Source organism: Devriesea agamarum (genome assembly GCF_900070355.1).
In the GTDB taxonomy this organism is placed as follows: Bacteria; Actinomycetota; Actinomycetes; order Actinomycetales; family Dermabacteraceae; genus Devriesea; species Devriesea agamarum.
This window is the reverse complement of the sequence record NZ_LN849456.1, coordinates 2,033,476-2,058,497: the sequence shown is the minus strand read 5'-3', so window position 1 is coordinate 2,058,497 and position 25,022 is coordinate 2,033,476. Positions and strand designations below refer to the sequence as shown.

Genomic DNA, 25,022 nt, shown 5'->3' with positions numbered 1-25,022 from the left:
GTTAGCCTTAGCTAACCATCTAGAAGTGATGTGCGGAGACATATGAGTGGCGTGTTTGCAGCCAGCCCCATCCAAACGGCGTACGCGGTCGGTGCCGACCCCAATCAACCCCTAGGCGGTCAACACTGTCTGGGCTATATCGAGTTCGGCGGCAACCACATCGCACCCGAAGCACTAGAGGTGGCTCTGCAACGCTTACACCGCCACCCGTCACTGCGGGCAACCATACCCGACCCCACCCACCTTGTGGATCAAGAACCGCAGACACTCCCCCTGCAGGTACATGACCTGCGAGCCCACGCAGATCCCGACGCCGCCGTGGAACACATCCGCAACCGCCTCATGCACTTCCCTGTCGACCTCGCAGCCGGGCGAACCTGGACCGTTCAGGCATCGCTCCTGCCCGACGGAACCACCACCATTCATCTACTGGCCTCCCTCATCGTCACCGATCTCGCCGGCCTCGGCCGCATGGCCGCAGACCTCGCCGAAGGCCTTAAGAAACCCGATTCCACGGCCCCCCGATACACCTTTGCCGACCTCAGCAGCAGTCTGCGCCAACGGGGCAAGCGACCAGACACCCACGCGCCCGATCCACGCCGCAACGCTCTTCTGCCCGCCCCGGAACTACCAGGCGCCCAGCCGAGCACACCACCGGCTACTGACCGACTAGAACGCCTCATGCCACTCGAACAGTGGCAGAAAATCAGCGATTACGCGCGCAAACTCCGAGTCGCCCCCACCGCCCTCGTGCTCGCCACCTTCGAGGAATGCGTGCGCCGATGGTCATCGGTGCCGGAGTTCATCCTCACGGTCACCGGGGTAGATACCCGCGGCAGCGAAGACCACGTCGCCGACCGCACCCGGACCTTCGCGTACCGATCCATACCCGCCGAGAACCTAGCCACTTTAGCCACCGGAGCAGGCCACGAACTGCGGCACCGCCTGGTGCGCGGCGTGGACGCCTCCGATGAGCTCCGACACGCCCTAGCCACCGAGGGCCATCGCGGCCTATCGCCCTACGTGTTCACCTATGCGCCCACCACCCCGCTATTTCCTCCGGACGTGGTCTCCATCCTGGGCGAGTTCCGCTGCGTTCGTTCCTCCACACCCCAGGTCATCCTCGACTGCCAGATCATCCGGTTTTCGCAGGCTGGCATCACTATCTCATTCGACATCAGGCGCGGGACCCTCCACCACGATGTCGCTACACAGCTGTTTGCGACGTTCAGCTCCGCTCTAGACACCCTCGCTACCGCAGATCCACACGATGCCGCGCTAGACCTCGACCATCTCATCACCCTGCCGCCGCAAACCCTCGCTGAACGCCACCGAGTCAACTCGACACCTCCCGTCGCCGCCGGACTTTTGCACGCGCCTTTCCTGGACGCGGCACAGCGCACCCCGGATGCCCCCGCGCTGCTGTGGGACCCTGGCGATCACCCCGACCACCCGCACGGATCCATGACCTACCGCCAGCTGCTCACCGCCGTGAAACAGCTAGCGGCCCGGATTGCCGACAAAACCAACCCGGGTTCCGTCGTGGGTGTGCGGCTACCCAAAGGCCCCGACCAGGTGATAGCGGTGCTCGCCGTGCTCTACGCGGGCTGCTGCTACCTTCCGCTAGGGGTTGACCAACCCGAGGACCGCGTAGAACGCATCCGCACCGCCTCGGACATGACCCTTCTCATCGACGCCGAATTTCTCACCCAGCCCGACGGTAAGGGGCTGACCACACCAGGCAGCACCGAGCTCGCTCAATCAGGCAGCAAAGAGCTCGCCCAACCCGTCGATGTACCCGATGGCCAGCTGGCATACATCATCTACACGTCCGGTTCCACCGGTGAACCCAAGGGTGTTGAGATCCGCCACCGCAGTGCCTCCAACACCATCGCCGATGTGAACGCGCGCAACCACGTCGGGCCGACCGACCGCAGCCTGGCCGTCTCCGCCTTGGACTTCGACCTGAGTGTGTACGACATTTTCGGTCCGCTCTTCGTCGGCGGCGCAGTGGTCCTGATTTCGGAAGATTCGCGCCGCGACGCATTTCGCTGGGCTGAACTGATTCGCGCTCACCAGGTCACCATCTGGAACTCGGTACCAAACCTGGCCGAAATGCTATGCGTGGCCGCTGAGCACCCATTGGGGTTGCGTCGTGTGCTGTGTTCGGGGGATTGGATCGACCTGGGCCTACCGGGCCGCCTCGCCAAAACTGCCCCCGAGGCAACGCTGGTAGCAATGGGCGGAGCCACTGAAGCAGCGATCTGGTCCAACGAATTCGTGATCACCTCGCCCGCCGATCTCGACCCCGCCTGGTCGTCGATCCCCTACGGGGTGCCGCTGTCCGGTCAGCGTTACAAAGTGGCCGATGCGAAAGGCCGCGACTGTCCTGACCGCGTCGCCGGTGAGCTATGGATCGGCGGGGCAGGAGTTGCCGCAGGTTACCGCGGTAACCCGGACCTCACCTCTGACCGATTTCTTGAGGCCGACGGAGAACGTTGGTACCGCACCGGGGACCTGGGGATGTGGCTGCCCGGCGCGATCCTGGTCTTCCTCGGACGCAGCGATACCCAGGTCAAAGTGCGCGGGCATCGCATCGAATGCGGAGAGGTCGAGCATGCGCTGCGGCAACTGCCCGGTGTGCACGACGCCGTGGTGGTTCCGATCCGCAACCGGTCCGCCCTCGGCGCAGTCCTGGTCGGCGATAGTCCCTCCGATACTGAACTCACCGCCGCACTCAGCTCCCGACTGCCCGGATATATGGTCCCCGCGGTGTTCGCCCATGCCGACCAGCTAAAACTCACCAGCAACGGCAAAACTGACCGTCGGTGGGCAGAGGATTTACTGGACGCTAGCCACTCGGATACACGCGGTCGCGTCGACGGACCTGTCGCCGCTGAATGGGCCGCAGTGCTCGGAATCGAGCACCCAGATCCAGACCAGAATTTCTTCTCCGCCGGCGGTGATTCACTGCTGGCAACGGAACTGTGCTCACGATTGCGTCGACTCGGATATGCCGTAACCGTCGCGGAATTGTTCGCAGAGCCCAAGCTGCGAGATCTGGACCGACTGTGCCGCGCATCCCGATCCGGCGCTAAGCCCACTGAGACCGCCGACCCCATTGGGTCTGCTGGACCCATTGAGCCTGCTAATCCGTGGGCAACTGCTGGCCCATCGCCGGCTGCCGATCCGTCGCAGACTGCTCACCCATTGCCGGCGGCTAACCCATCGGCAACTGCTGGCCCATCGGCAACTGCTGACCAGACAGCGGAATGGGAACCAGACCACGGCCCGTTCCCACTCACCGCCCTGCAACGGGCATATGCCCTGGGCGCCGACGGCATGGTGGGAGTTGTCCGCACACCCCCGTTATTCGCCACCGTGCTCGCGACTCGGGACGGGTCCGCACTTGACCTCTCACAGTTATCCGCAGCGGCACATGCGCTCGTCAACGGGCTCGACGTGCTGAGGTGCCGCCGCGTAGACGATGCCGAGCAGGACGTCACCGGCCCAGTTCACGTTCCCCTTCGCCGAGTCAAGAATCTGATCGAATCGCTGCGAGATCCGCACCTAGAGCTCGAGCAATCGCCGGTCATGGAACTGCTGACCGACGGCTCCCCGGACCGAGTGGGAGTGCGCTTCAGCTACCTGCCCATGGATGCCCGCTCACTGGCCACCGTGCTCACCTGCCTGCTCGATGACATCGCCGAAACACCCCGACGCCTGCCGGTAGATCCCACCTTGGATGCGTTCCGGGCCTACACCCGTGCGGCGGAAAACAAAGAAGGCTGGGCTGCACTCGACGCTGCACCCGATGCAGGCGACCTGCCACCAGCCCCCGCCCTTCCCCACCGCCGCTGCGAGAACCGTCCGGTCCGACCGGCCAGCCGATCACTACTGCTGACGGCTCAAAGCGTCACGAAGCTCGCTGCCCAGGCTCAACGGCTCGGCGTCACCGAATCAGCGCTGCTGCTGCACGCGTTCGCCAACGCCCTCGGACAGCTCACCGGACAAGCCCGAATGGGAATCACGGTGCCGGTCTCGCGCCGCCCCGAGGGAACAAACACGGAAATCCTCGGTAACTTTACGGAACTTGCGCTGTGTACCGCAGGCCCGGATATCGACATTCACCACGTCCACACCGCTCTCGGTCACGCAGCCAGCGGCAAAGCGCCGACCAGTCGAGAAATCATCCGTGCTGGCCGAGCCGCATATCCGGTGGTATTTACCAGCACCATCGGGGTGGCCTCCGCACGTGCTCTCGCTGACGGCATGCTGCGGCCAGTGTGGTCGGTGACCGGAACCCCAGGGGTGCTCATCGATTGCCAGGTTGCGCATCAGGGCGACGGGATAGAAATCCGTCTCGACCACCCCGACGGTGTGCTGAGCACGGACCTCACTGATCAGATCCTCACCTCTGTGGCGGACACGCTTGACCTTGATTCAGATGTAACGCTCAACCTGAGCCGGCCCGCAACCCCGTCCACGCTAGAGACCACCCCGCATAGCACCGCAAAACCCTCTGCGGGCCTCCGCGCAGCGTCTCCCCCGATGCCCGTGTCGAGTTCCACCGCCACCCGTCCTCGCTCATTGGCATGGCAGGAATCGCTGCTGATGAACGCGCGCGCCCTAGTCAACGACGCCGACGTGCGTCCGGGACTGGAACCGGTTGCCAACGCCTGGCGAGCGCACCATCGCCGCGCTGAACCAGTTGAGGTGCCGCAGGAATATGCCCAGCTGCTCGCCGACTGCCTCACCGGCCGCGTTCGGGCCACCGCACTGCTAGAGCATCCCGAGTTATCTCCCCAGGCACTGCTGCTGTCCTCCGCTGGTTTTGAGGCGGCACGCCGCGATCTGGTCCGCACGCTGCGCGAATTACCACACCATGCCGACGTGATTGAGCTCGGTTGCGGAACCGGACTGGTGCGCGAGGCCGCCCTGTCTGCCCTCCGCGCAGTCGATCCCGACCGGGCCGCCACATTGAGGTGGACCTGCGTCGAAACCGACACCCTGCTGCGCGACCTTGCGCTCGACAGGGGCATTCCCGCCCGACACAGCGCACCGCGTGAGCGCGCCGATCTGGTCGTCGCCTGTGCTTCGCTGCACCGCGACCCCCGGCTGGTGACAGAACTAAACCGGATCACAGCTACCCGGTGCTGGATAGCCGAGATTCCCACCGTGAGTGTGGCCTCGCTGCTCTCTGCGGCGCTGCTTGACCCGGAAATTCTCGACGAGGACGGACCGTTGCGCCCGCTGCCGCACTGGTGGCAACAGGTAGAAGAGGCCGGATGGCGCCCCGTGTCGGTGGATGCCTCAGACCCCGGTTTGCTGATCCTGCACGCTCACGCCAACCAGCGTGCCGTGACATCGACCCTGGCGGCGGACTCGGCGAAGCCGGCAACAGCGGTGACCTCGGCGGCTTTGACGACCCAGGCAGCACCCTCGGCCCCGTCGGTAACCCCAACTCAGCCCTTCGCCCCATCCACCCCAGCAGCCCCTACCCGCGAACACATCCGAGAGCTGCTGGGCACAATCTGGCGGCGGCACCTCAACGTCAAACCCGAAACCAGCGCCCTCAGCGATGAGGCCGACTTCTTCGCCCTCGGCGGGGACTCACTAATCGCCACTCGGGTGCTGGCCGATCTGCGCGGCGCCGGGCTCGCTCTGCGCCTGGTGGAGCTGTTTAACCATCCGCAGCTCGGAGACCTGGCCGAACTGTTGTCTCAGCGAACCGATACCGATTTAGAACCTCGCGCCGGTTCGGAACCTCCCACCAAAGAAGGGCTTTCCCCTGACAAGGCCCTGGTCCGACATCCGCTAACCGAGGTGCAGCGGGCATACCTGACGGGGCGAGAACCGCAGCAATTGCTGGGCGGAGTATCAGCCCACTGCTACTTCGAGTTTCATTGCCCGAACTTCGACGCACAGCGATTCACTGATGCGGTGGCCACAGTGGTTGCCCGACATCCGGGGCTGCGCACCCTGCTGCGGGGCGACGCTCACATTGTCGATACGGTCCCTCCGGTGGTGGTTGAACACCCGGATCCGCGTGCAGCTACCGAAACCGAGGTCGTTGACCTTTCCGAGCGCTCCGCATTAATGATCCGCTGGCGCCGCGAGCACGACGACACAGCCGCCATCGGTAACGGCGCAGCTATCACGGGCGGGACCACCACGGGTAATGCGACGGCCACCACGGGTAATACGTCTGAGACCGCGGGTAACACGTCTGACACCGCGGGTAACACGGCGGCCACCATCGGTATCGGTATGGACAATGCCGTGCTCGACGGTGCCTCCATGCTGCTGGTTCTGGGCGACATCGGTCGGGGCTATGTCGGGACCACTGCCGATGCCTCAGCGCCCGAGCCATCCTGTGCGCTACCCACAACCCGAGAACCTGCTCCCACGCAGTCAGCCCCTAACCCCGATGCGCCGTCGTTCGCCTCCCACATCGCCGCACACCCGTGGCTCACCGGCGATCTGCCAGATCGAGATCCTGACCAAACCCGGGTTGAGACTGACCGACGCTACTGGGATAGCGTCGCCGAAACCCTGCCAGCGGCCCCGACTCTAGCGCCCCGCGAATCGTTAGCTGGCGTGGAGCATCCGCATTTCACCCGCGTAAGCGCCGAACTCGACGCGTCGACGTGGCAACGCATTAAAACATCAGCCGCCCGGCATGGATTAACCCCAGCCGCCGTGGTTCTGGCGTCCTATGCCGCGGAATTAGCTCAGTGGTCCGGAGCATCTGATCTCACCGTCAATGTGACGCGATTCGACCGCGACCCGTCACAGCCCGGTATTGAAAAGGTTCTGGGTGATTTCACCTCCCTGATCCCGATCGGGTGCCGTCACTGCCACCAGGAGGACTTGTGGGGGCTTGCCACCGCGATCCAGACCGATCTGGCCGAAGCTGCTGATCACAACACCACCGGCACCCTGTGGGTCCAGCGGCGCATCCTCCAGAACACCGGTGACCCGGTGGCGGCCATGTTCCCGGTGGTGTTCACCTGTGGTTTAGGGCTGGTTGCTGAGGATCAAAACCTCAACGATTTCGGTTTCGGACCAATGGTGTACGCGTCCTCGCAGACCCCACAAACTCTGCTCGACGTGCAGGTATCCGCCGATCAACGCGGCCTGCATATCAGCGCGGATCACATCAGTGAGCTGCTTGATACCGCCGATGTTCAGCATCATCTGGATCACATGGCGGCCCGTCTGGCGGAGGCGGCCGATGGCCGCTCCCAGGTTCCCGGTAACCGCGCCGACACCGTCGGTCAGGAGGGACGATACCCCGATCCCCTATTCGACCGGATCGCTAGCATCTGGGCGGAGGTCCTGGGGCTGTCTACCCTCACGGCCGTTGATGCCGCGGCGTTGAACTTCTTTACCGCTGGAGGCGATTCCCTGCGCGCTACCCGCTGTGTGCGTTTATTGCGCGAACGGGTTCACCCCGGCATCGACCTGCGGATGTTACTGGTCAACCCCAACCTGGACCAGTTTGTCGGTGTCGTCAGCGCCCTTCCCAACGCGGGCCCTACTACAGACCCAAGCCGCACTACAGACCCGAGCCGCAATTCAGACACAAGCCCCAGGACCGGGCCCAACCGTGGCGCCGAATCCAGCCACGGTAGCGAATCCAGTCATGGGACTAGCCACACGAACAGTCCGATCATCAGCCCCTCCCCAACCCCACAACCCGCACCACTCGCAGCCTCCGATGTTGAGGAAGGAACCCTGTGACCCCGACCGCTTTACTCGACCATCTCGACACCATCGGTGTTGAACTGTGGCTGGAGAACGATACGCTGCGCTTCCGGGCACCCCACGGGGCTCTCACCGCGGACCTAAAAGAGAAGATCAAGCAGTCTCGGACCGAGATCATGCACATGGTGCGTGAGCGCAGCCGTAACCCGGTCATACGGGATCGAGACAACACCTACGAGCCGTTCCCTCTCACCGATGTTCAGGGCGCCTACCTGGTCGGACGCACCAGTGCGTTCTCCGACGGCGGAGTGGGCTGTCATGGGTATGCCGAGTTCGATATCGACCCGGCATTGCTCGGGAATGATCCTGCCGATGCGCTGACCACCGCATGGCAGCACGTGGTGAAGTGTCATCCCATGCTGCGGGCCATTGTGCACGCGGAGGGCTGGCAGCAGGTGATTCCTGAGCTCGACGTTCCGCTGGTTATCCACCCCGCAACTGAACGGGAGAGGGTTCGAGAACGTCTGCAGACGCGGATTCACCCTGTTGCCACCGGGTCGGGAACCAACCCCGCCGATCTGGAACCACTGATCGACATCGTCGCCACGATCGGTATCGATGACATTGTGCTGCATCTGTCAGTGGATCTGCTTCTGACCGACTATGTCGGGTTGAGCGTGATCCTCGCCGACCTGGAGTCGGCGCTCACCGGTCACGTGCCGCAACCACCGTCGCTCACATTCCGGGACTATCTGGCAACCGTGCGGGCATATGAGGCGTCTTTGGCTAGCCGGGTCGAGCGGGAGCGGGCAGAACGATTTTGGACCGAGCGATTCTCCACAGATCGAGCGGATGAACTGCCCGATCCGATCACCCTCGCCCCAGAGGCCGGCCACCCTGCCGATCCTGCGCCCGCACCACACGGTCCGGTTCGATTCACCCGCCGCAGCCACCTGCTCTCCGCCGATCACTGGCGTCGGTTGGAATCCATCGCCAGAGAACAGGGCGTGACCACTACATCACTGCTGGTAGCTGCGCTTGGCCGGGTCCTTCATCGGCACGGTGGGCCCGCCCGAGGACTGGTCGCGATGACGGTCGCTGATCGGCGTCCGGTCGTGCCCGATGTTGCCCGGATCGTCGGGGACTTCACCAGCACCGTGCTGGTTGAGGTCGATGGTCAGGCCAACACAGGATTAACCGAGGCAGCGACCACCGCCCAGAATTCGATCTTCGATGCCCTCGAACACCGCGCACTGTCGGGGGTTGAGCTGGCCCGTCTGGTTGCCCAAGCCCGCGGTGAGGACCGATTCTCTGCACCGGTGGTGGTCACCTCCACAATCGGTGCCAGCGACACCACCGCTGGGACCGTGCTGCGGCCACGGCCAGGATTCGGGCTCAGCCAGACCCCGCAGGTGCTGCTGGATGTCCAGTTTTCTCCTGTTCCTGGTGGGGGCGGCATAAGCCTTGACTGGGACTGCCGAGACGGGGGTTTTTCCGGTGCCGTTTTAGATGACGCGTTCGCAGACTTTACGGCTCTCGTCGATTCTCTGGTCAGCTCCGGTATCCCGCACGGGGACCCACTACCGCGGAAGGCGCCGCTTCCGATTCCCCGCTCGGGCCGACTCGATAGAACCCCCGCAACCCTGCACAAACCGATCCTTCAACGGTGGGCCGAAGATCCGTGCGCCCCTGCCATCGTGGACGGTCATCGCGAGGTAACGCGTGACGCGCTGGTTGCTGCAGCGGCGGCGGTGGCGCGCTGGCTGAAGCCTCAGATGGGCCGGGAAGTCACGACCCGGGTCGCGGTATCACTCCCACCGGGAGCCGCGCAGATTGCGGTTGAACTGGGCATTCTCATGACTGGCGGGTGTTATGTGCCGGTCGAGCCTGATTGGCCGTCCGCTCGTCGCAAGGCGGTCATGCAGACCTTGCGCGCTGAAGGGTCGGCCCTGCTGATTGACGCCGATTCCGCTGTGCTCACCGAAGTGGCTCATGCCTTGGACAAGGCGGCTGTGACACCAAGCGGCGCGGCCACTGGGCCGAACGGCACCCCGGAGGGACTGCCTGAGGCGACCAGAGCACTGTCTAACGTGCCCAGTTCATTGACCACTCTCGGCCTCGCCGACATCGAGGTGGATCCCGACTCCGAGGCATACGTCATTTTCACCTCCGGTTCCACGGGGACACCCAAAGGCGTCGTCATCACCCACCGGCAGGCCCGCACCACGCTGGCAGATGTGACCGACCGGTTACACCTCGGGCCCGCAGATACCGTACTCGCGGTGTCGCGGCACAGTTTCGACCTATCAGTGTTCAACGCATTCGGGATGTTGGGGGCTGGCGGTCGCGTGGTGATCCCATCCAGTGGCACCACAGCTGACCCACAAACCTGGGCTGCAGCGGTCAGTGACCACCGGGTGACGGTGTGGAACTCGGTTCCCGCCCAGCTACAACTGCTGCTGGACCATCTGGCGGGTGAGGCCACCGGCTCGATGCTTCCGTTGCGAGCAGCTTTAGTCTCGGGCGACTGGGTGCCGGTCACCCAGCCCGCTGAGCTCTGGCGATACGCCCCGTCGGCACGATTTTTCTCTCTGGGAGGGGCGACCGAAGCAGCGATCTGGTCGGTATTCCATGAAGTCACCCGGCCCTTACCGGATACCGCCCGGTCAATCCCGTACGGCACGGCGCTGGATGATCAAGGCATCTGGGTGATGAATGCCGAAGATGAACCCGCCGGGGTGGGGCAGATCGGCCAGCTGGTGATCGGTGGCGACGGGGTTGCCCAGGGTTACCTTGGCGATCCAGAACGCACATCCGCGGCGTTCTTTACCCATCCGGGACACGGCGAGCGCTGTTACCGGACCGGCGATACGGGTCGGCTGCTGCCAGATGGCCAGATCGAGTTCCTGGGTCGAGTGGACGGACAGGTCAAAATCCGTGGTCACCGGATTGAACTCGGTGAAATCGAATCGGTGCTGTCGGGCTGTGAAGGAGTTTCCCGGGCAGTGGCGGCAGTAGCTCACAGCGGCGCCACCAGTTTGGTCGTCGCGGTGCTACCCGAATCCTCCGAGGAGTATGCCCGCCACAGCGCGGCGCGCACCGACGCGGTCATCGAAGCGATGCAGCGAGCCGACCGGGACATGATCCGCGATGTCGATGCGGATGCTCTCATTGAACTCGCAGAGACCGTCGAGGACTCTGCCGTGCGCCGGATGACAGCGCACGTTGCCCGCGGTGAGGGCCGCACCGTGACGGAACTGATCGAGATTTTGGAGGCCCGACCGCATCGGGACCTGGTCGAACGCTGGGTATCGCTGCTGGTTGAGCGCGGTTGGGTCACGATTGATGACGGTCTGATCCGAATTCTTAAAGATCCCGATCTCGACGGTGAGGATGGTCGCTGGCACCGGATCTACGAACTCGATCAGCGGATCGGGTACGGGGTGCAGCAGCTCGATTATGTGCGTCAATGCCTGGACGATTTACCAGGTTTACTCACGGGGACTGTGGATCCACTGGCCCTGCTGTTTCCCGAAGGAAACACCGATGTGGCTCGCGCAGCATATGGACATAACCTCTTTAGTCGCTGGATTAACACGGTGATTGCGGCCGGAATCACCGAGCGGGTCCGCTGGGCGCACCAAGCCGGGCGCACACTGCGAATCCTAGAGATCGGTGCCGGGGTGGGCGGCACCACCGCACCGGTCTTGGAGGCTCTCACCGCAGAGCTAGGCGAGGATCTGGCGGGAGTGGACTACCTGTTCACCGATGTGTCGCCATTCTTCTTCGACGAGATCACGGCGCGCTGGCCCCAGCTGCGAACCGGCCTACTCAATATCAACGACCCCGCCGGCATCGTTCCCGGTTCAGTGGATGTCATCTTGTCGGCCAACGTGCTGCACAACGCCCGGGATATTCCAGAGACTCTGCGCCGCATGGCCGCACTCCTGGCCCCGGGCGGCGCACTCGCATTTATCGACTCCACCGCGGTCAATGCGGCACTCATGACCTCAATGGAGTTCAAGGAGGGACTGACAGATTTCGCCGATCTGCGCGTCGAGACCGGCAGTCCGTTCCTCAGCTTGGACGAATGGCACCACGTACTCCACAACTCTCCGTTCCACCTGGCCGGATGCTTCCCAGCAGCACCGAATCACCCAATGCGGATCGGTCATCAGCATGCGATGTGGGCAACCACCGGGGATGACCGGGCACCACTTGATGCACAGAACCTCATCGATCAGCTTGCACAGGAACTCCCCCGCTACATGGTTCCGCAGATGGTCGCGGTGGTCGATGAGATTCCGCTGACCCGAAACGGCAAAGTCAACCGGGCCGAGATTGCACAGCTTGCCAACCATCCCTCCCACACCGCAGTAACAGCCTGCGCGCCGGTCGAACTAGACCCGACCGAGCATCAGGTTGCCGCCATTTGGCGCGATGTGCTGGACCTAGGTGTCACCCCTCTGACACCCGATGCAGATTTCTTCGATCTGGGCGGAGATTCACTGCTGCTGGCCCGCTGCATCGGCAGAATGCGCCGCGACATTGCCGGTGCTGAGGCCGTGGCCTGGGACGATGCGCTGCGACGGATTGTCGCCGACCCCACCATTGCCGGGTGTGCCCAAGCGCTTGGCACCGGCGCACCGCACGAAAGCGACCGCGACCAGGAGCAACCGGGCTCGGTCACAGAATTGTTGCCTGCGGTAGGCGTCGAGGACCACGTGTTGGTGCTCGTCCATGATGGATCCGGCGGGCTGGGCCCCTACCGCGATGTCATCACCTCGCTAGAGCGCGCCGACCGGCGGCCACGGGTGCTCGGCCTGCACCGGGTTCCCGGTGACGGCTACCTAGAAACCGCCCCGGATGATCTGTTAGATCACCTCGCTGACCGCTATACCGCCGAGCTCGTTGCGCTCGGAATCCAGCGGGTTCACCTGTTCGGGTACTGCATGGGCGGATTGATTGCCGCTGGGGTCGCCACCCGGCTCGCCGAAGCGGGTATCGACGTCTCCGGGTGCACGGTGGTCAGTTCATACCGCATCCCGTTTGCTGTCCAGGATGACCTGTTACTGGATCATTCCCTCGCAAAGCTCCTGCATCGCAATCCCGCCGACGCCGGAATCGACATTGATGAGCACGCGCTCGGTCGAGCACTGACCGCGGCCCGTCGAGAAAATCCGACCATGGTCGGTGCCGGGTCAATCCGTCGGCTCGCCGAGCCTGGTCTAGCCGCTGATATAGACCGTGCCCCCGTGAACTCTCAAGAGCGCTTACGCAGACTCGCTGAGACCGATCCTCATCGCACGTGGACGCCGGAGACTCTCCGGTCAGTGAAGGAGATCTTCAAACAGTCCCTAGCTGCGGTGGCCACCTGGCAGGCACCGCCGTACCTTGGCCGGATATGTTTCCTGCGCCAACGCGGTGACCTGCATTTTCTGCCCACTTTACGGGAGGACATGACCGAGTTCTGGTCGGAGTTCTGCCTCGGTGAGTTAGAGATCCGCGATATTGACGGCACCCATTTCGACTGTCTTCGAGCACCGAACGCCGACGCGGTCGTCGCCGGATTGGCTCGGGAGTGGGTTCAATGAGAGCAGTGGTATTGGGTGCTCGGGGCGCGGTCGGACGCGCCTGTGTGGCACATTTGCTGGCAGCGGACGCTGAGGTGATCGCGGTGGGCCGCAATCCCGCCCAGGTAGCGGATTCCTGCCCGGGTGCGGTGATCCATCCGGGGCTGGACCTGGATGCCCTGGTCGCAGGAACGGTCTCAGAGCCGGTCATCACGGATCTGCTGGCCGGAACCGATGTGGTGGTGTGCTGCGCCGGACCGTCACACCGGTACTCCGCTTCGGTCGGGCGAGTGGTCTTGAGTGCCGGGGTGCGCCTGGTCGATCCGGGGGCGGAACGGCTGGTGTCCGAACTCGATCCCATCGCCGCTGCCGCCGGGGTGAGCGCGGTGCTGGGAGCAGGCGTCCAGCCGGGACTGTCCGGGGTGGCGGTTGCTATCGCCACTGCGCACCTGGGGGTGCGGCCACAGCGGGTGCGTGGCTGGTGCGGCGGGCTGCAACCGTTAACCGCTGCCGGGGTCGCGGAATATCTGCACGCGGCTGGGATTGGGGACCGGGCTGGAATGCGTCTAGCCCGAGGACGCCGGGTCGGGGTGCGACCTGAACGGGTCGATGCACCGCCCCCGCCATTCCCACCCACTGCCACCCCCCACATTCACCTCGATGAAGAAGCTGAGCTGCGGGCCGTGCAGGCGGGGGCGGAGGATGTTTCCTGGGCCAATATCACCGACGGTCCCGTCACCGAACGTGTTCTACGGCGGTGTCTGAGCGGGGATGCTGATCTTGCCGAAGCCCTCGCGGCGGCGCGCACCGATCTATTTGGCCGAGCCCCCTATTTCCATATTTTGGTCGAAGCGATCACCGGGCAGGACCGAGGGTGGGCACGGGTCTCATGTGCCGATTCGTACGCTGCCACCGGAGCCATAGCCGCCGCGTACGCCCTGCTTCCCGAGCTTCCGCCCGGGGCTCACCTTGCATCCGATGTGGACGATTCAAAATCCAATGCGGGAAAAACAGAATCCGATACGGGAAAAACAGAATCCGATGCGGGAAAGACGAAACCCGATACGCCCCACGCCAAATCAGTGTGGGCATATTTGGCCGATGCCCTTACTCCTCAGGTACAACTCAGCGCCGGGGTCGGCCCGGGCTTCGGTGAAACAGAGGCCCTTGAGGAGGGTGAGCTGTGAGCGCACGGGACGACACGGGGGACGCGCGGACAGGCATCAGCGGCGCGCAGGTGGCGCCGGCAAGCGCGCAGGTGGCGCCGGCAAGCGCGCAGGTGACGCTGGCGAGCGCGCAACCACTCCCGCAGCGTCCACGGGTAGCCGTCGTGGGTGCAACATTTGGCGCGCAGTATGCCCGGGCCTTACAGCACCCTGAGTCCCCGGCGAAGCTGGCCTGCGTGGTGGGAGCAGGCGGTACGCGCTCGCAGGCACTCGCGCATGAGTGCGATGTTCCTCTGTGCACTCTCGATGAGGTCACTGATGTAGATGCCGCCGTGGTGGCGGTTCGTTCCTCGCTGGTCGGCGGAGCCGGTGACGACATTGCGGCTGCTCTGCTGAGCCGCGGAATTGCGGTGCTGCAAGAACTGCCCGTGCACACCCGTGATCTTACGGCTTCGATGCGGCACGCCCGGAACGGAGGAACCGGGTTCGCGGTCAACCCGTTTTACACCCATCTGGAGCCGGTGCGCCGGTTCATTGCCCGTGCTCAGGAACTACAGCGGCATGCCCCGGTCTATCAAATAGTTGCTCGAACCTGTGGGCAAACATTGCATTCCACCTTGCATGTGCTCGCCGAAGTGTGTCCAGGTCCGCCGCCGCGACATCCTGAGGTCCTATGCGGCACAAACGGGCATCTGGTGCGGTTGGACTGGTCGGGAATCGACGTCGATGTGGTGATCGGTGCCCGCCTGGACCCGAAAGACCCGGACAATCTAGCTCAACCGTTGATGTCGTACACGCTCAGCCACAGTGACGGTGAACTGCACCTGGACCATCCGCATGGGCCCTGCCGCTGGCTTCCGCGTCCGCATGTGATCGACGGATGTTCCATCGCACCGGACGTCCCTGCCGCCATCACCTTGCCGCCAACTCACGAACCGACCGCGAGGCAGGTGCTCGCCCAGCTGTGGCCCAAGGCCATCCACCGAGCCCTCCGTGACCTGCTTGCAGCACCCAAAATCCCAGACCAGCGCACCCTGGCGGTGCTGAGGCTGTGGGAAACCATCAGCGCGAAGTTACCGCCCGCCACCCCAGCGCATGCTGAACAACCACACGATCGGACGACTTTGCTGGCGGGTATCCAATGAGCCGGATCGTCGAACAATTACCCGGATGCTTAGGCCAGGGCCGACCTTTGGTGCTATTTCCGCACGCCGGTGGCAGTCCCCGGTTTTTCCGGCATTGGTCAGGTCACGTAAAGGGTGCCCAGCTGCTGGGCGTGACCTATCCGGGGCGGGATCACCGGATCGGCGAAACCCATCCCGTCGATCTTTCGACCCTGGCCGAGGACATCGCCGGAGAACTGAGTTCACACTTGGAGTCCCATCTGGAGTCGCACCTGGGGTCACATCTGGGGTCACCCACAAACCCGGTGCTGTTCGGACACTCCATGGGGGCGCTGGTCGCACATGAAGTGGCACGTCGGCTCACAGCTTGTGGATCCTTGCCGACATTGGTCGTGTCTGGTCACGACGCACCCGGATCACGCACGTTTCGACGCACTATGCACCAGCGTCCCGACTGGGAACTCATCGCCGACCTGGTGCGCTTGAATCAGCGCAATGCCGAAGTGTTCGCGCTGCCGGAGCTGACCCAGATATTTCTGCCGACAATCCGCGAGGATTACCGCATGGTGGAGACCCACCGTGCTCACGACGCAGCCGAATCCGGTCCGAAAATTCCTCGGATTCTGGTGATCAACGGCGATGCAGATCCCGAGGTGACATCGAAGGGCGCCCATGCCTGGGGTGAGCATGCGGTCCGTTTCGATGGGGTACGGCTTGTGCCGGGCGACCACTTTCATCATGCAGCCCCACAGCTTCACTGCTGCCGGGTCCTCAGCGACTATCTGTCCCCCCATCTCGAAGGAGCCGATGGTGAACCACACCCCGCCTGATTCAAAACCCCTGCTGAGACTGTTGCGGCCCATAGCCGCACCCACGATCATCGCGATGATATTGCAGACCGGCGCCGCAGCGGTGTCGATCCTGCCCTACCTCGCTATTTTGCGTCTCAGCGAGGCCCTGCTCATGCATCCCGCGAACCATGAGGCCGCGTGGACGCAAGTCGCCTGGTTCCTGGGGGCGGTGGGGGTGCAAGCGTTATTGTCCTCGCTCGCTCTTTTGCTCACTCACTTCGCAGACGTCCAGTTGCAGGCGAAACTCCGTCGCGACCTCACGAACACCTTGGGGCGAGTTCCCCTGGGTTGGTTTGACGATGCAGGCTCGGCCCGGGTTCGTCAATGCGTTCAAAACGATGTCGATGCCCTGCACCATCTGGTGGCGCACAGCGTGGTCGAGTCGGTCGCGGCGGCACTGACTCCGCTCGCTGGGGTGCTGTTCTGTTTCTGGGTGGATTGGCGTCTGGGGCTGATCTCGCTGCTGCCGATGGGGTTGTATCTTGCGGTGTATTCGCTGCTCTCGCGCGGCGATATGCGGGAGATTATGCGGCGGATCGCCGCGGGTCTGGCGATGGTTAGCGCCGCCATCGTGGATTATGTCAGCGGGGTTGCCGTTTTAAAGGTGTTTGGCCGCGGTGGCGAAGGGTCGGCGCGTTTTCATCGGGTGTCGCGGGAGTTTCGCGAGGAGTTTTCCGAGCTGGTCGGGCCGCAGATGAAAGTTCAGTCCATCGCGTTGCTGGCGTTGGCCGGGCCCGTTGTGGCACTGATCAGCCTCGGTGTTGGCAGTTGGTTCGTGCACGCTGGGTGGACCGGCCCCGGTGAGGTTTTGGTTGTCACCATCGTGGCACTCCTATTACCCAGCACTTTGTACACGGTGGCGTCGGCTAGCCAAGCCCGCAATGAATCTTTGGAAGCGGCCAGCCGGATCACTTCCCTGCTGGATGAGCCGCAACTGCCCGAGCCGCAGCATCCGAAGGTTCCGACCGGACACGACGTCGTGATCGAGAACGTCAGTTTCTCCTACGTTCCGGGGCGTCGTGCGCTCCGGGAGGTGTCGTTGTGCGTTCCCGAAGGGGGCACGTTGGCGCTGGTGGGTAAGTCCGGGTCGGGGAAGTCCACCGTGGCGAGTCTGGTGGCTAGGTTCCGGGATGTTGACGCCGGGTCCATTCGGATCGGTGGGGTGGATGTCCGGGAGATGAGTTCGCAAACTTTACGGCGCACTGTTGGGATCGTGCTTCAGGACGTGCAGCTGCCCGCGATCAGCATTGCCGATAATCTGCGGCTTGGACGGCCCGATGCCACCGATGAGGAAGTGTTTGAGGCGGCGCGCGCAGCCCAGATCCATGACCGGATCATGGAGCTGCCTCGCGGCTACGACGCGATTGTCGGGTCGGATGTGCGCTTGTCTGGTGGGGAGGCTCAACGGGTGGCGATAGCTCGGACGCTGCTCATGGATACCCCGGTGCTGGTGTTGGACGAAGCCACGTCCGCAACCGACCCGGAATCTGAGGTGGAGATTCAGCAGGCCCTCGGCGAGCTGACCCGCGGACGCACCGTCCTGGTGGTCGCGCATCGGCTGTCCACCATCGTCAATCTGGATGCCATCGCCGTGCTGGACAACGGGCGGGTCCTCGAGCACGACACCCACGAGAATTTGCTGGCCTGCGGCGGAACCTACGCCGCTCTGTGGGCCGATCACCAGGGGGTGAGCGCATGATTCGGGCTCTGATCGACATCGGCGGGCCAGCGGCTCACAGCCAGTTGCGGCGCTTTTTAGCGTTCGCAATCGCAAATGGGGTCAGCCAGGGGCTGGCGCTGGCAGCGATGGTTCCGGTGCTGGTGTCCCTGTTCGACCAGAATTGGCGGGGCGTCTATATCTGGCTGATCGTGCTAGCGGTAGCGGCGGCTCTCAACGCTATCTTGGTGGTCTCCTCGACTCGGATCGGGTTTATCACCTCGATGAAGGTGATTGAAACCATGCACGACCGGCTGGGCCGACATGTGGTTCGGCTGCCGCTGGGTTGGTTTGAACCGCGTCAGACGGGCCGGGTCTCTCATATTGCTGTCCGCGGCACGATGTTCGTGGCGCAGACGTCCATGGACATTTTGGTGCCGTTCGTGGTCAACATCTCCACCCCAGCCACGATTGCGGTGGTGGCGTACGTGTTCGATTGGCGGCTCGGGCTCGCCCTGACCGTCGCCGCGCCGGTGATCTACTTGACGGCGCGCTGGGCGGGGCGCGGAACTGCCCGGACCGAGGATGCGCTGCATCATGTCGCTATCGACACCGATAACCGGCTTTTGGAGTTTGCCCGCAACCAGGTCGCGTTGCGTGCCGGCGGCCTTCAGGGCACCGATTACAAGCCGCTGGCCGATGCCATTGAAACGCAGCGTACAGCGGGTCGACGGGCACTGTGGTCGCAGGTCATTGGCATGGTGGCGCAGGGTTTCGTGGTGCAAACCGTATACGGCATCCTGGTCGCTCTGGCGGTGTTGTGGGCGCTGGGTGGGACCGCGGATCCGGTGCTGATGGTGGCAATCATTGGTTTGATCGCCCAGTTCACGGGCCCGTTGAGGATTTTGGCTGACCTCGGCACCGCCTTGCATCGCGCGGGCACTGAAGTGGGCGAGGTGCGCGACATCCTGTCCTTGCCGACTCTGCCTGAACCGGAGACGTCACAGGGCGTTCCGGATGGCCATGACCTGGTTCTGGACAAGGTCTGCTTCAGGTATAGCGATGAGCCGCTGTTGCGCGATCTGGATCTTAGCGTGCGACCTGGCACCATCACCGCTCTGGTTGGAGCGTCTGGGTCTGGCAAAACTACCGTCACTCGGTTAATGGCCCGGTTCCATGAGGTCGATAGCGGCGAGATCCGGATCGGCGGCGTTCCGTTGCCGGCGCTTACCGAAGCTGACCGGATGCAGTATCTGTCGCTCGTGTTCCAAGATGTCTATCTGTTTGATGACACGCTGGAAGCCAATATTGCACTCGGTGATCCGGATGCCGGTCAGGAGCAGATTCGCCGGGCAGCCACATTGGCTCGGGTCGATGAGATTGCCGAGCGTCTTCCGGATGGCTGGGCGAGCCGCGTCGGTGAGGGTGGGCGACGGTTGTCGGGGGGCGAACGCCAACGGGTGTCGATCGCTCGGGCCCTGGTCAAACGGGCCCCGATTCTGCTGCTGGATGAGGCCACTGCGGCTTTGGATCCGACTACCGCTCGCGCTGTGCAAACAGCGCTGACGGAACTGCCCGACCGTACGGCGGTGCTGGTGATTGCGCATCAGCTCGAAACCATTGCCCGTGCTGATGTCATCGCTTTTTTGCACGAGGGTCGGATCGTTGAGCAGGGCAGTCACGAGGATTTGCTTGCGTTGAACGGACGCTATGCGCACTTTTGGCGTCAGCGCGAGCAGGCCCAGGGCTGGCGGGTCGCGTCGTAGAACACCATCGTGACTCCCGTAAAAAGCACTGGTGCATATTCCTTATTTATATTTCGGACGCACACAGTAGTAATTGATTCACCACGATAACAAGAGAAAGAGAATCATGAAATTCACCGCGAAAGAGCTCATTTCTTTGGGCATCTTCACCGCTGTTTACACCGTCATCTATTTACTGTTTAACTCAATCGGTGCAATCGCGCCGGTGCTGCAGTTAGTCGGTGCCATCATCGCCGTTCTGCTGAACGGAATCACCTACATGCTTTTCCTGACTCGAGTGCACCACTTCGGTCTGATCACGCTGATGGCGCTCCTGCTGGGCATCCTTGTCACCCTGGGTGGACATCCTCCGATCAGTATTCTGACCGCGCTGGTGGCCGGGCTCATTGCGGATGTGATTGCCGCCCGCGGGGGTTTCCGTGCCGCATGGGCCACGGTGGTCTCCTACGGCGTATTTTGTCTCTGGGTCATCGGGGCTTTTCTGCCGCTGCTCTTTATGCGCGAGGAGGTGTTGGGCGAATATCGCCGCCAAATGGGTGATGAGTGGGCCAACGCTTTTACCTCACTCTTTAGCACTCCGGTCATCATCGGCATGCTGGTGGCGATGGTGGTTGTCGGAATGATCGGCGGGCTGATTGGTCGACGCGCACTGTCCAAGCACTTTGAACGCGCCGGACTGGCCTGAGTGTTCGACGTCCGCACGTTAGTGGCGTCCGTCGTCATCGTCGACGCCCTGCTGTTGGCCAGTTTGCCACGTCGTATTGATCTGGTGGCGGTGGCCGTGCTGGCGCTGCTGCTCATCATGTATCGGTTATGGCGTCAGCTTGGCTGGCTGTTGGTCGCGACTGTGTTGTTGGTGGGTGGTGCTGAAGTGCTGAAGATGATCGGTGGCTCCGTTGCAGGAGCGTTTGGAATCGGCATCACCTACCTGTGGCGGTATTGCCTAGCCGGAGCGTACGGATGGTTCCTCATCACCGTGGTGCGGCCGACAGAGTTCATGGCGGCGATGACTCAGATCCGAGCCCCTCGGTTTCTGCTGGTGCCGATTGCAGTGGTGCTGCGGTTCGTCCCGACAGTGGTGACCGAAGCCCGAGCGATTGGGGATGCGATGCGAATGCGCGGGCTCATCGGCGGTCCGTTGTCGGTTGTTTGTCATCCGTTGCGCACCGCGGAGTATCTGGTTATTCCGTTGTTGGCGACCGCGGTCCGTTCGGGTGATGAGTTGACGGCGTCGGCGCTCAGCCGCGGTTTCGGTGGGCCGGGTCGCCGCAGCACTATTTTGACGCTGCGGTTTTCTTTCGCGGATATCGTCTTGGCGGTCCTCGTCATTGGGGTTGCCGCCTATGGGCTTGGAGTGTTCCTATGACTGTGGCCGCGCGCCTTCGCGGTGTGACCGTGCGTTACCCCGGCAATGCGACGGAAGCTCTGCACGAGCTTGACCTCACCATTGATGCGGGTGAGGTGGTGTTGGTGACCGGTCGCAGCGGATGCGGTAAGTCCACTCTTACCGGGCTGATCAACGGGCTCGTTCCGCATCTTTATTCTGCGGAGATCACCGGCGAGGTCGAGGTGTTGGGTTTGCGCCCATCCGATCAGGAATTGCATCAGCTGGGGCGTATGGTCTCGACGGTGTTCCAAAATCCGCGGACTCAGTTTTTCTGCGCGGATTCGACCGCCGAGTTGGCTTTTGCCAGTGAGAACGCGGGTTTGGAACCGGATGTTATCCGTGAACGGATCGCCACTGTCACGGGCCGGCTCGGGATAACGGACCTGCTTAACCGGCGCATGGCTGAGTTGTCGGGCGGTCAGAAACAGCAGATCGCCATCGCTGCCGCCGCGGTCAATCATCCTCAGTTCTACGTCTTCGATGAACCCACCTCGAACCTCGACGATATAGGCGTTGCGGCCGTGCGAGACCTGCTGACTCGGCTGCGATCCGAGGGCGAAACCGTTGTGATCACGGAGCATCGGGTCTCGTTCCTTCGGGACGTGGTGGACCGGGTGGTGGTCCTGGATCGTGGGCGCATGGTCCTTGAACTCGCGGCTGCGGAGTTTTTTGCCATGGATGATCAACGGCGTCGGCAACTTGGGCTGCGGCGCCTTGGCGACACTGTTTGGGAGTTGGGGGACGTCTCGGTACCGGACGCCCCCGCGGGTTCAGTTCAGGCAGCATCTCCGCATGCTGCCGTGAACCCGGTTAGAAACGCGGATCCGGTTGACAAGGCGGATCCGGTTGACAAGGCGGATCCGGTTGACAAGGCGGATCCGGTTGACAAGGCGGACGGGGATCAGAAGGTAAACCCGGTTGAAACATCGCACGGGGATGACCCTGAAGGGATCACGATTGATAACCTGTCGTTCCGATATCGCCGCAGCCTTCCCCCCGCCGTCGAGATCGATCACCTTCACCTGCCGCGCGGCCGGGTTAGCGTCCTGACCGGCCGCAACGGTGCCGGGAAATCCACACTGGTACGGCTGCTCTCGGGTTTGGCTCGCCCCACCCAGGGCAATATCCGTCTCGATGGTCGACCACTTGACCGGCGCACCCTGCTTAGACGCAGTTACGTCGTGATGCAGGACGTCAACCGCCAGCTGTTTTCCGACACCGTTCACGGGGAACTGAAATCCGGGGCCAAGGCAGGTCGCGGTCAAAGCATCGACGCGGACGCCATCTTGGATGACTTGGGCCTATCCGGTCTTGGCGAGCGCCATCCGATGGCACTGTCGGGTGGGCAACGGCAGCGGGTGGCGGTAGCAACCGCCGTGGCCGCCGACGCGGATCTGGTGTTATTTGATGAACCGACGTCGGGGTTGGACCACGACGGCATGCTAGCCATTTCCGGACTGCTGCGACGTCTTGCCGACGATGGTCGGGTGGTCGTGGTGGTCACCCACGATCATGAACTGGCCGCTGAGTGTGGTGACGTTGTGATCGGGATAGGCGGGTGATGGTGGGCACGGCGGTGCCATCGCTACCGCATGCCTGCCCCATCTCGTGGGATCGCACAGGTCAGATCAGGCGATTCATCCCAGGTCACCCGATCCGCCCGAGGTCATCCGACCGCCCCAGGTCACGCGATCCACGCCCGGCCAGGAGGCCTACGCCCGACTTGAGCTCAGGCAGTCCACGGGGTGACGAACTCGTTGGCTGGCCATCCCTTGGCCGCGAATAGCAGTTCCAGCGTTTGAGTGCCATCGATCTGCTCACGGATGATGTCGGCGTGGCCCGCGTGCCGGGCGAACTCCTCCACGTAGTGGACGTACAGGTAACGGAGTTTCGCCGATCGTACCTCGTCCATGCCGTACCACGGCATCGGGCCCACGGGTATCTCCTCTTCGAGGTCTCGCTGGCGGCACCTGGACATGTATTGGTCACGGACATCGTCAAAAGTGGCGAGGAGGGCGTTGATCGTTTCATCTTGGGTCGGTGAGAAACTGGCAACGAATGCCTCATAAGGCTGGTCATGTTGGTGATGGCCGGCCTCGGAGAGCGCTTTCTTCATGCAGAAGATGATGTGCTTGATGATCCCGCTGATGCTCAGAGCGCTGCGCACGGGGGTTTGACGGGCCTGGTCGTCATTGAGTCCGTAGGCGCCACCGCGACGACCGCCACGACAACTGGGAAAACATGACCTTGGCCTGGGCGCAAGGCATCAACACCCGCTTCCCCGAACCACTACCCAAACGCGAAGTCCGCGACACCGCACGCTCCGTCGCCACATGGATCTGGGAACACTTCAGCGAAGACAAGTTCCGCAAGATCCAACGCCACCGAGCACAGAAACCCCGGCGCAGCGCACCAAAGCACCAGATCACCGACGACATCGAGGTGGAGTCATGACTGCCCTCAAACCCGCTAAGCGCAGGCAGACCGCTCGCGAGCTCGCAAAGAAGTTCGGGGTCTCAGAGCGCACAATCCGTCGCACTGTGGCGCAGCCTCGCGCTGAGTACGTGGCGGACACGCATACCCGGCAAGACCGCGCTCTCGAGCTGCGTGAATCGGGACTGAAGTGGCGCGAGGTCGGAGAGCAGCTGGGCGGGATCACCGACTCAGCGGCCTACCAGCTTGCCGCCAAGGCCAGGATCCGCCGCTCTGAGAACGTCACCGCGTGAGCACAGAACCGGTCCTGTCGCTAGCTGAAGCGGCCCGCGCATGCGGTGTTTCGGTGTCCACGGTGAGGCGTCGCCTGGCACGTCTCACTGAACTGGGTGCGACGCGTCATGACACGTCATGGCGCATCCCGATATCAGCGTTGGTGGCAGAAGGTTTGATGCCCCGCGTGGCACCCCCTGACACCCCTTCACATGACACGTTGACACGTACCATGACACCCCTTAGTGACACCCCTTTGATACGACGTTAAAAACCCTCTATACGCAACTCGCAGACGCCGAGAAACGCGCTGCCGTCGCCGAAGCCGAACTCCGTGGGGCACGCGCTCAAATCGATGAGAAACAACGCACCATCGAAGCCCAGACACACACCCTTCGCCTCCTCGAAGCACCAAAACCAACCACACCTGAACTCCCGACCACCCCACTTGAACAGACCATGAACCCCTGGATCACCGCGGGCAAAGAAACCCGCCACGCTCAGTAAAGCATCCCATAACCTACAGATAATTCATATAGGATATATAGCCTTATCTAGAAACCCGTACATATAACACAAAAACTATCTAGCCTGCGGCAATACTCTTTTTCTAGCAATCTTCCAAATAGCCATCTGATTATTCGTTATACGAAACGCTTCGATGGAGTCGTTTTACAAGAAAGTAGAAGAATATTCCCATGAGAAATGACACTATCAAGCCAAAAGTTAAAGTTAAATAGACATTTATCGGTTCCGTGTCCCTAACGATTGCCGCAGACGAAAAAGAGACGCATGAGATGAACGCTAAGATGGCCGCCCTCAGCGGCTCCGCCACAATATACAAACTCATCGGTGAAGAAAAAATTAACGTAGATAACACATATGAAAACACCCCAAGACTACCTGACATGATGGCAAGGACGAAGAGGATGTCACCACTCGAGTCAGTCGCCCGGGAGAAGATGGCGACGGAAGTAAATTGCCTAAGCGATCCCAAAGAAAACGCCAGCAACATGAGGCAGAGGCCGTAGACAGAGGTTCGAATCATCCTACTAGACCGTGTCATGCACATCATGTTACCA

Annotated in this window: 13 protein-coding genes and 2 pseudogenes; 14 read left to right on the top strand and 1 reads right to left on the bottom strand. The window is 62.7% G+C overall.

Going from position 1 to position 25,022, the window contains the following annotated elements:
• Nucleotides 1-42: 42 nt before the first annotated feature.
• From BN1724_RS08850 to BN1724_RS08805, 10 genes are all read left to right on the top strand, one after another.
• The gene (locus BN1724_RS08850; RefSeq protein WP_058235061.1) at nt 43-7,746 is read left to right on the top strand and encodes a non-ribosomal peptide synthetase; all 7,704 of its coding nucleotides are present in this window, start codon (nt 43-45) and stop codon (nt 7,744-7,746) included.
• Nucleotides 7,743-13,304, top strand: coding sequence for a non-ribosomal peptide synthetase (locus BN1724_RS08845; protein WP_058235060.1), 5,562 nt, complete (start codon nt 7,743-7,745; stop codon nt 13,302-13,304). Before BN1724_RS08850 ends, BN1724_RS08845 begins: the two co-directional genes overlap by 4 nt.
• Nucleotides 13,301-14,470, top strand: coding sequence for an NAD(P)H-binding protein (locus BN1724_RS08840; protein WP_084252918.1), 1,170 nt, complete (start codon nt 13,301-13,303; stop codon nt 14,468-14,470). The genes BN1724_RS08845 and BN1724_RS08840 overlap by 4 nt, the downstream gene beginning before the upstream one ends.
• Nucleotides 14,467-15,594 carry a Gfo/Idh/MocA family oxidoreductase gene (locus tag BN1724_RS08835; protein WP_058235058.1) on the top strand — a complete coding sequence of 376 codons (1,128 nt, stop codon included), beginning with the start codon at nt 14,467-14,469 and terminating at the stop codon, nt 15,592-15,594. The genes BN1724_RS08840 and BN1724_RS08835 overlap by 4 nt, the downstream gene beginning before the upstream one ends.
• Entirely contained in the window at nt 15,591-16,403 is an 813-nt protein-coding gene (locus BN1724_RS08830) for a thioesterase II family protein (RefSeq protein ID WP_084252917.1), read from the top strand. The genes BN1724_RS08835 and BN1724_RS08830 overlap by 4 nt, the downstream gene beginning before the upstream one ends.
• Nucleotides 16,381-18,123 (top strand): ABC transporter ATP-binding protein, encoded by a 1,743-nt coding sequence (locus BN1724_RS08825; protein ID WP_058235056.1) that lies wholly within the window; start codon nt 16,381-16,383, stop codon nt 18,121-18,123. Before BN1724_RS08830 ends, BN1724_RS08825 begins: the two co-directional genes overlap by 23 nt.
• Nucleotides 18,120-19,847: an ABC transporter ATP-binding protein gene (locus BN1724_RS08820; RefSeq protein WP_058235055.1), complete on the top strand. Its 1,728-nt coding sequence runs from the start codon at nt 18,120-18,122 to the stop codon at nt 19,845-19,847. Before BN1724_RS08825 ends, BN1724_RS08820 begins: the two co-directional genes overlap by 4 nt.
• A gap of 106 nt (nt 19,848-19,953) precedes the next feature.
• Nucleotides 19,954-20,532 carry an MptD family putative ECF transporter S component gene (locus BN1724_RS08815; protein WP_058235054.1) on the top strand — a complete coding sequence of 193 codons (579 nt, stop codon included), beginning with the start codon at nt 19,954-19,956 and terminating at the stop codon, nt 20,530-20,532.
• Entirely contained in the window at nt 20,533-21,213 is a 681-nt protein-coding gene (locus tag BN1724_RS08810) for an energy-coupling factor transporter transmembrane component T (protein WP_058235053.1), read from the top strand.
• Nucleotides 21,210-22,796 carry an ABC transporter ATP-binding protein gene (locus BN1724_RS08805; protein WP_058235052.1) on the top strand — a complete coding sequence of 529 codons (1,587 nt, stop codon included), beginning with the start codon at nt 21,210-21,212 and terminating at the stop codon, nt 22,794-22,796. The genes BN1724_RS08810 and BN1724_RS08805 overlap by 4 nt, the downstream gene beginning before the upstream one ends.
• A 167-nt stretch (nt 22,797-22,963) precedes the next feature.
• Here BN1724_RS08805 and BN1724_RS08800 read toward each other — a convergent pair.
• A pseudogene (locus BN1724_RS08800) lies at nt 22,964-23,425 on the bottom strand (mycothiol transferase); the annotation flags it as partial.
• Between the two features lie 44 nt (nt 23,426-23,469).
• Here BN1724_RS08800 and BN1724_RS08795 point away from each other — a divergent pair.
• The 4 genes and pseudogenes from BN1724_RS08795 to BN1724_RS08780 all read left to right on the top strand — a co-directional run.
• Nucleotides 23,470-23,688, top strand: a pseudogene (locus BN1724_RS08795) (primase C-terminal domain-containing protein); the annotation flags it as partial.
• Nucleotides 23,685-23,960, top strand: coding sequence for an HTH domain-containing protein (locus tag BN1724_RS08790; protein WP_058235050.1), 276 nt, complete (start codon nt 23,685-23,687; stop codon nt 23,958-23,960). The pseudogene BN1724_RS08795 and the gene BN1724_RS08790, both read left to right, overlap by 4 nt.
• Complete coding sequence (locus BN1724_RS13590; protein ID WP_084252914.1) at nt 23,957-24,211, top strand: helix-turn-helix domain-containing protein; 255 nt, start codon at nt 23,957-23,959, stop codon at nt 24,209-24,211. Before BN1724_RS08790 ends, BN1724_RS13590 begins: the two co-directional genes overlap by 4 nt.
• Nucleotides 24,212-24,737: 526 nt before the next feature.
• Nucleotides 24,738-24,971, top strand: a complete 234-nt coding sequence (locus BN1724_RS08780; protein ID WP_058235048.1) for a hypothetical protein — start codon at nt 24,738-24,740, stop codon at nt 24,969-24,971.
• The last annotated feature ends 51 nt before the right edge of the window (nt 24,972-25,022 follow it).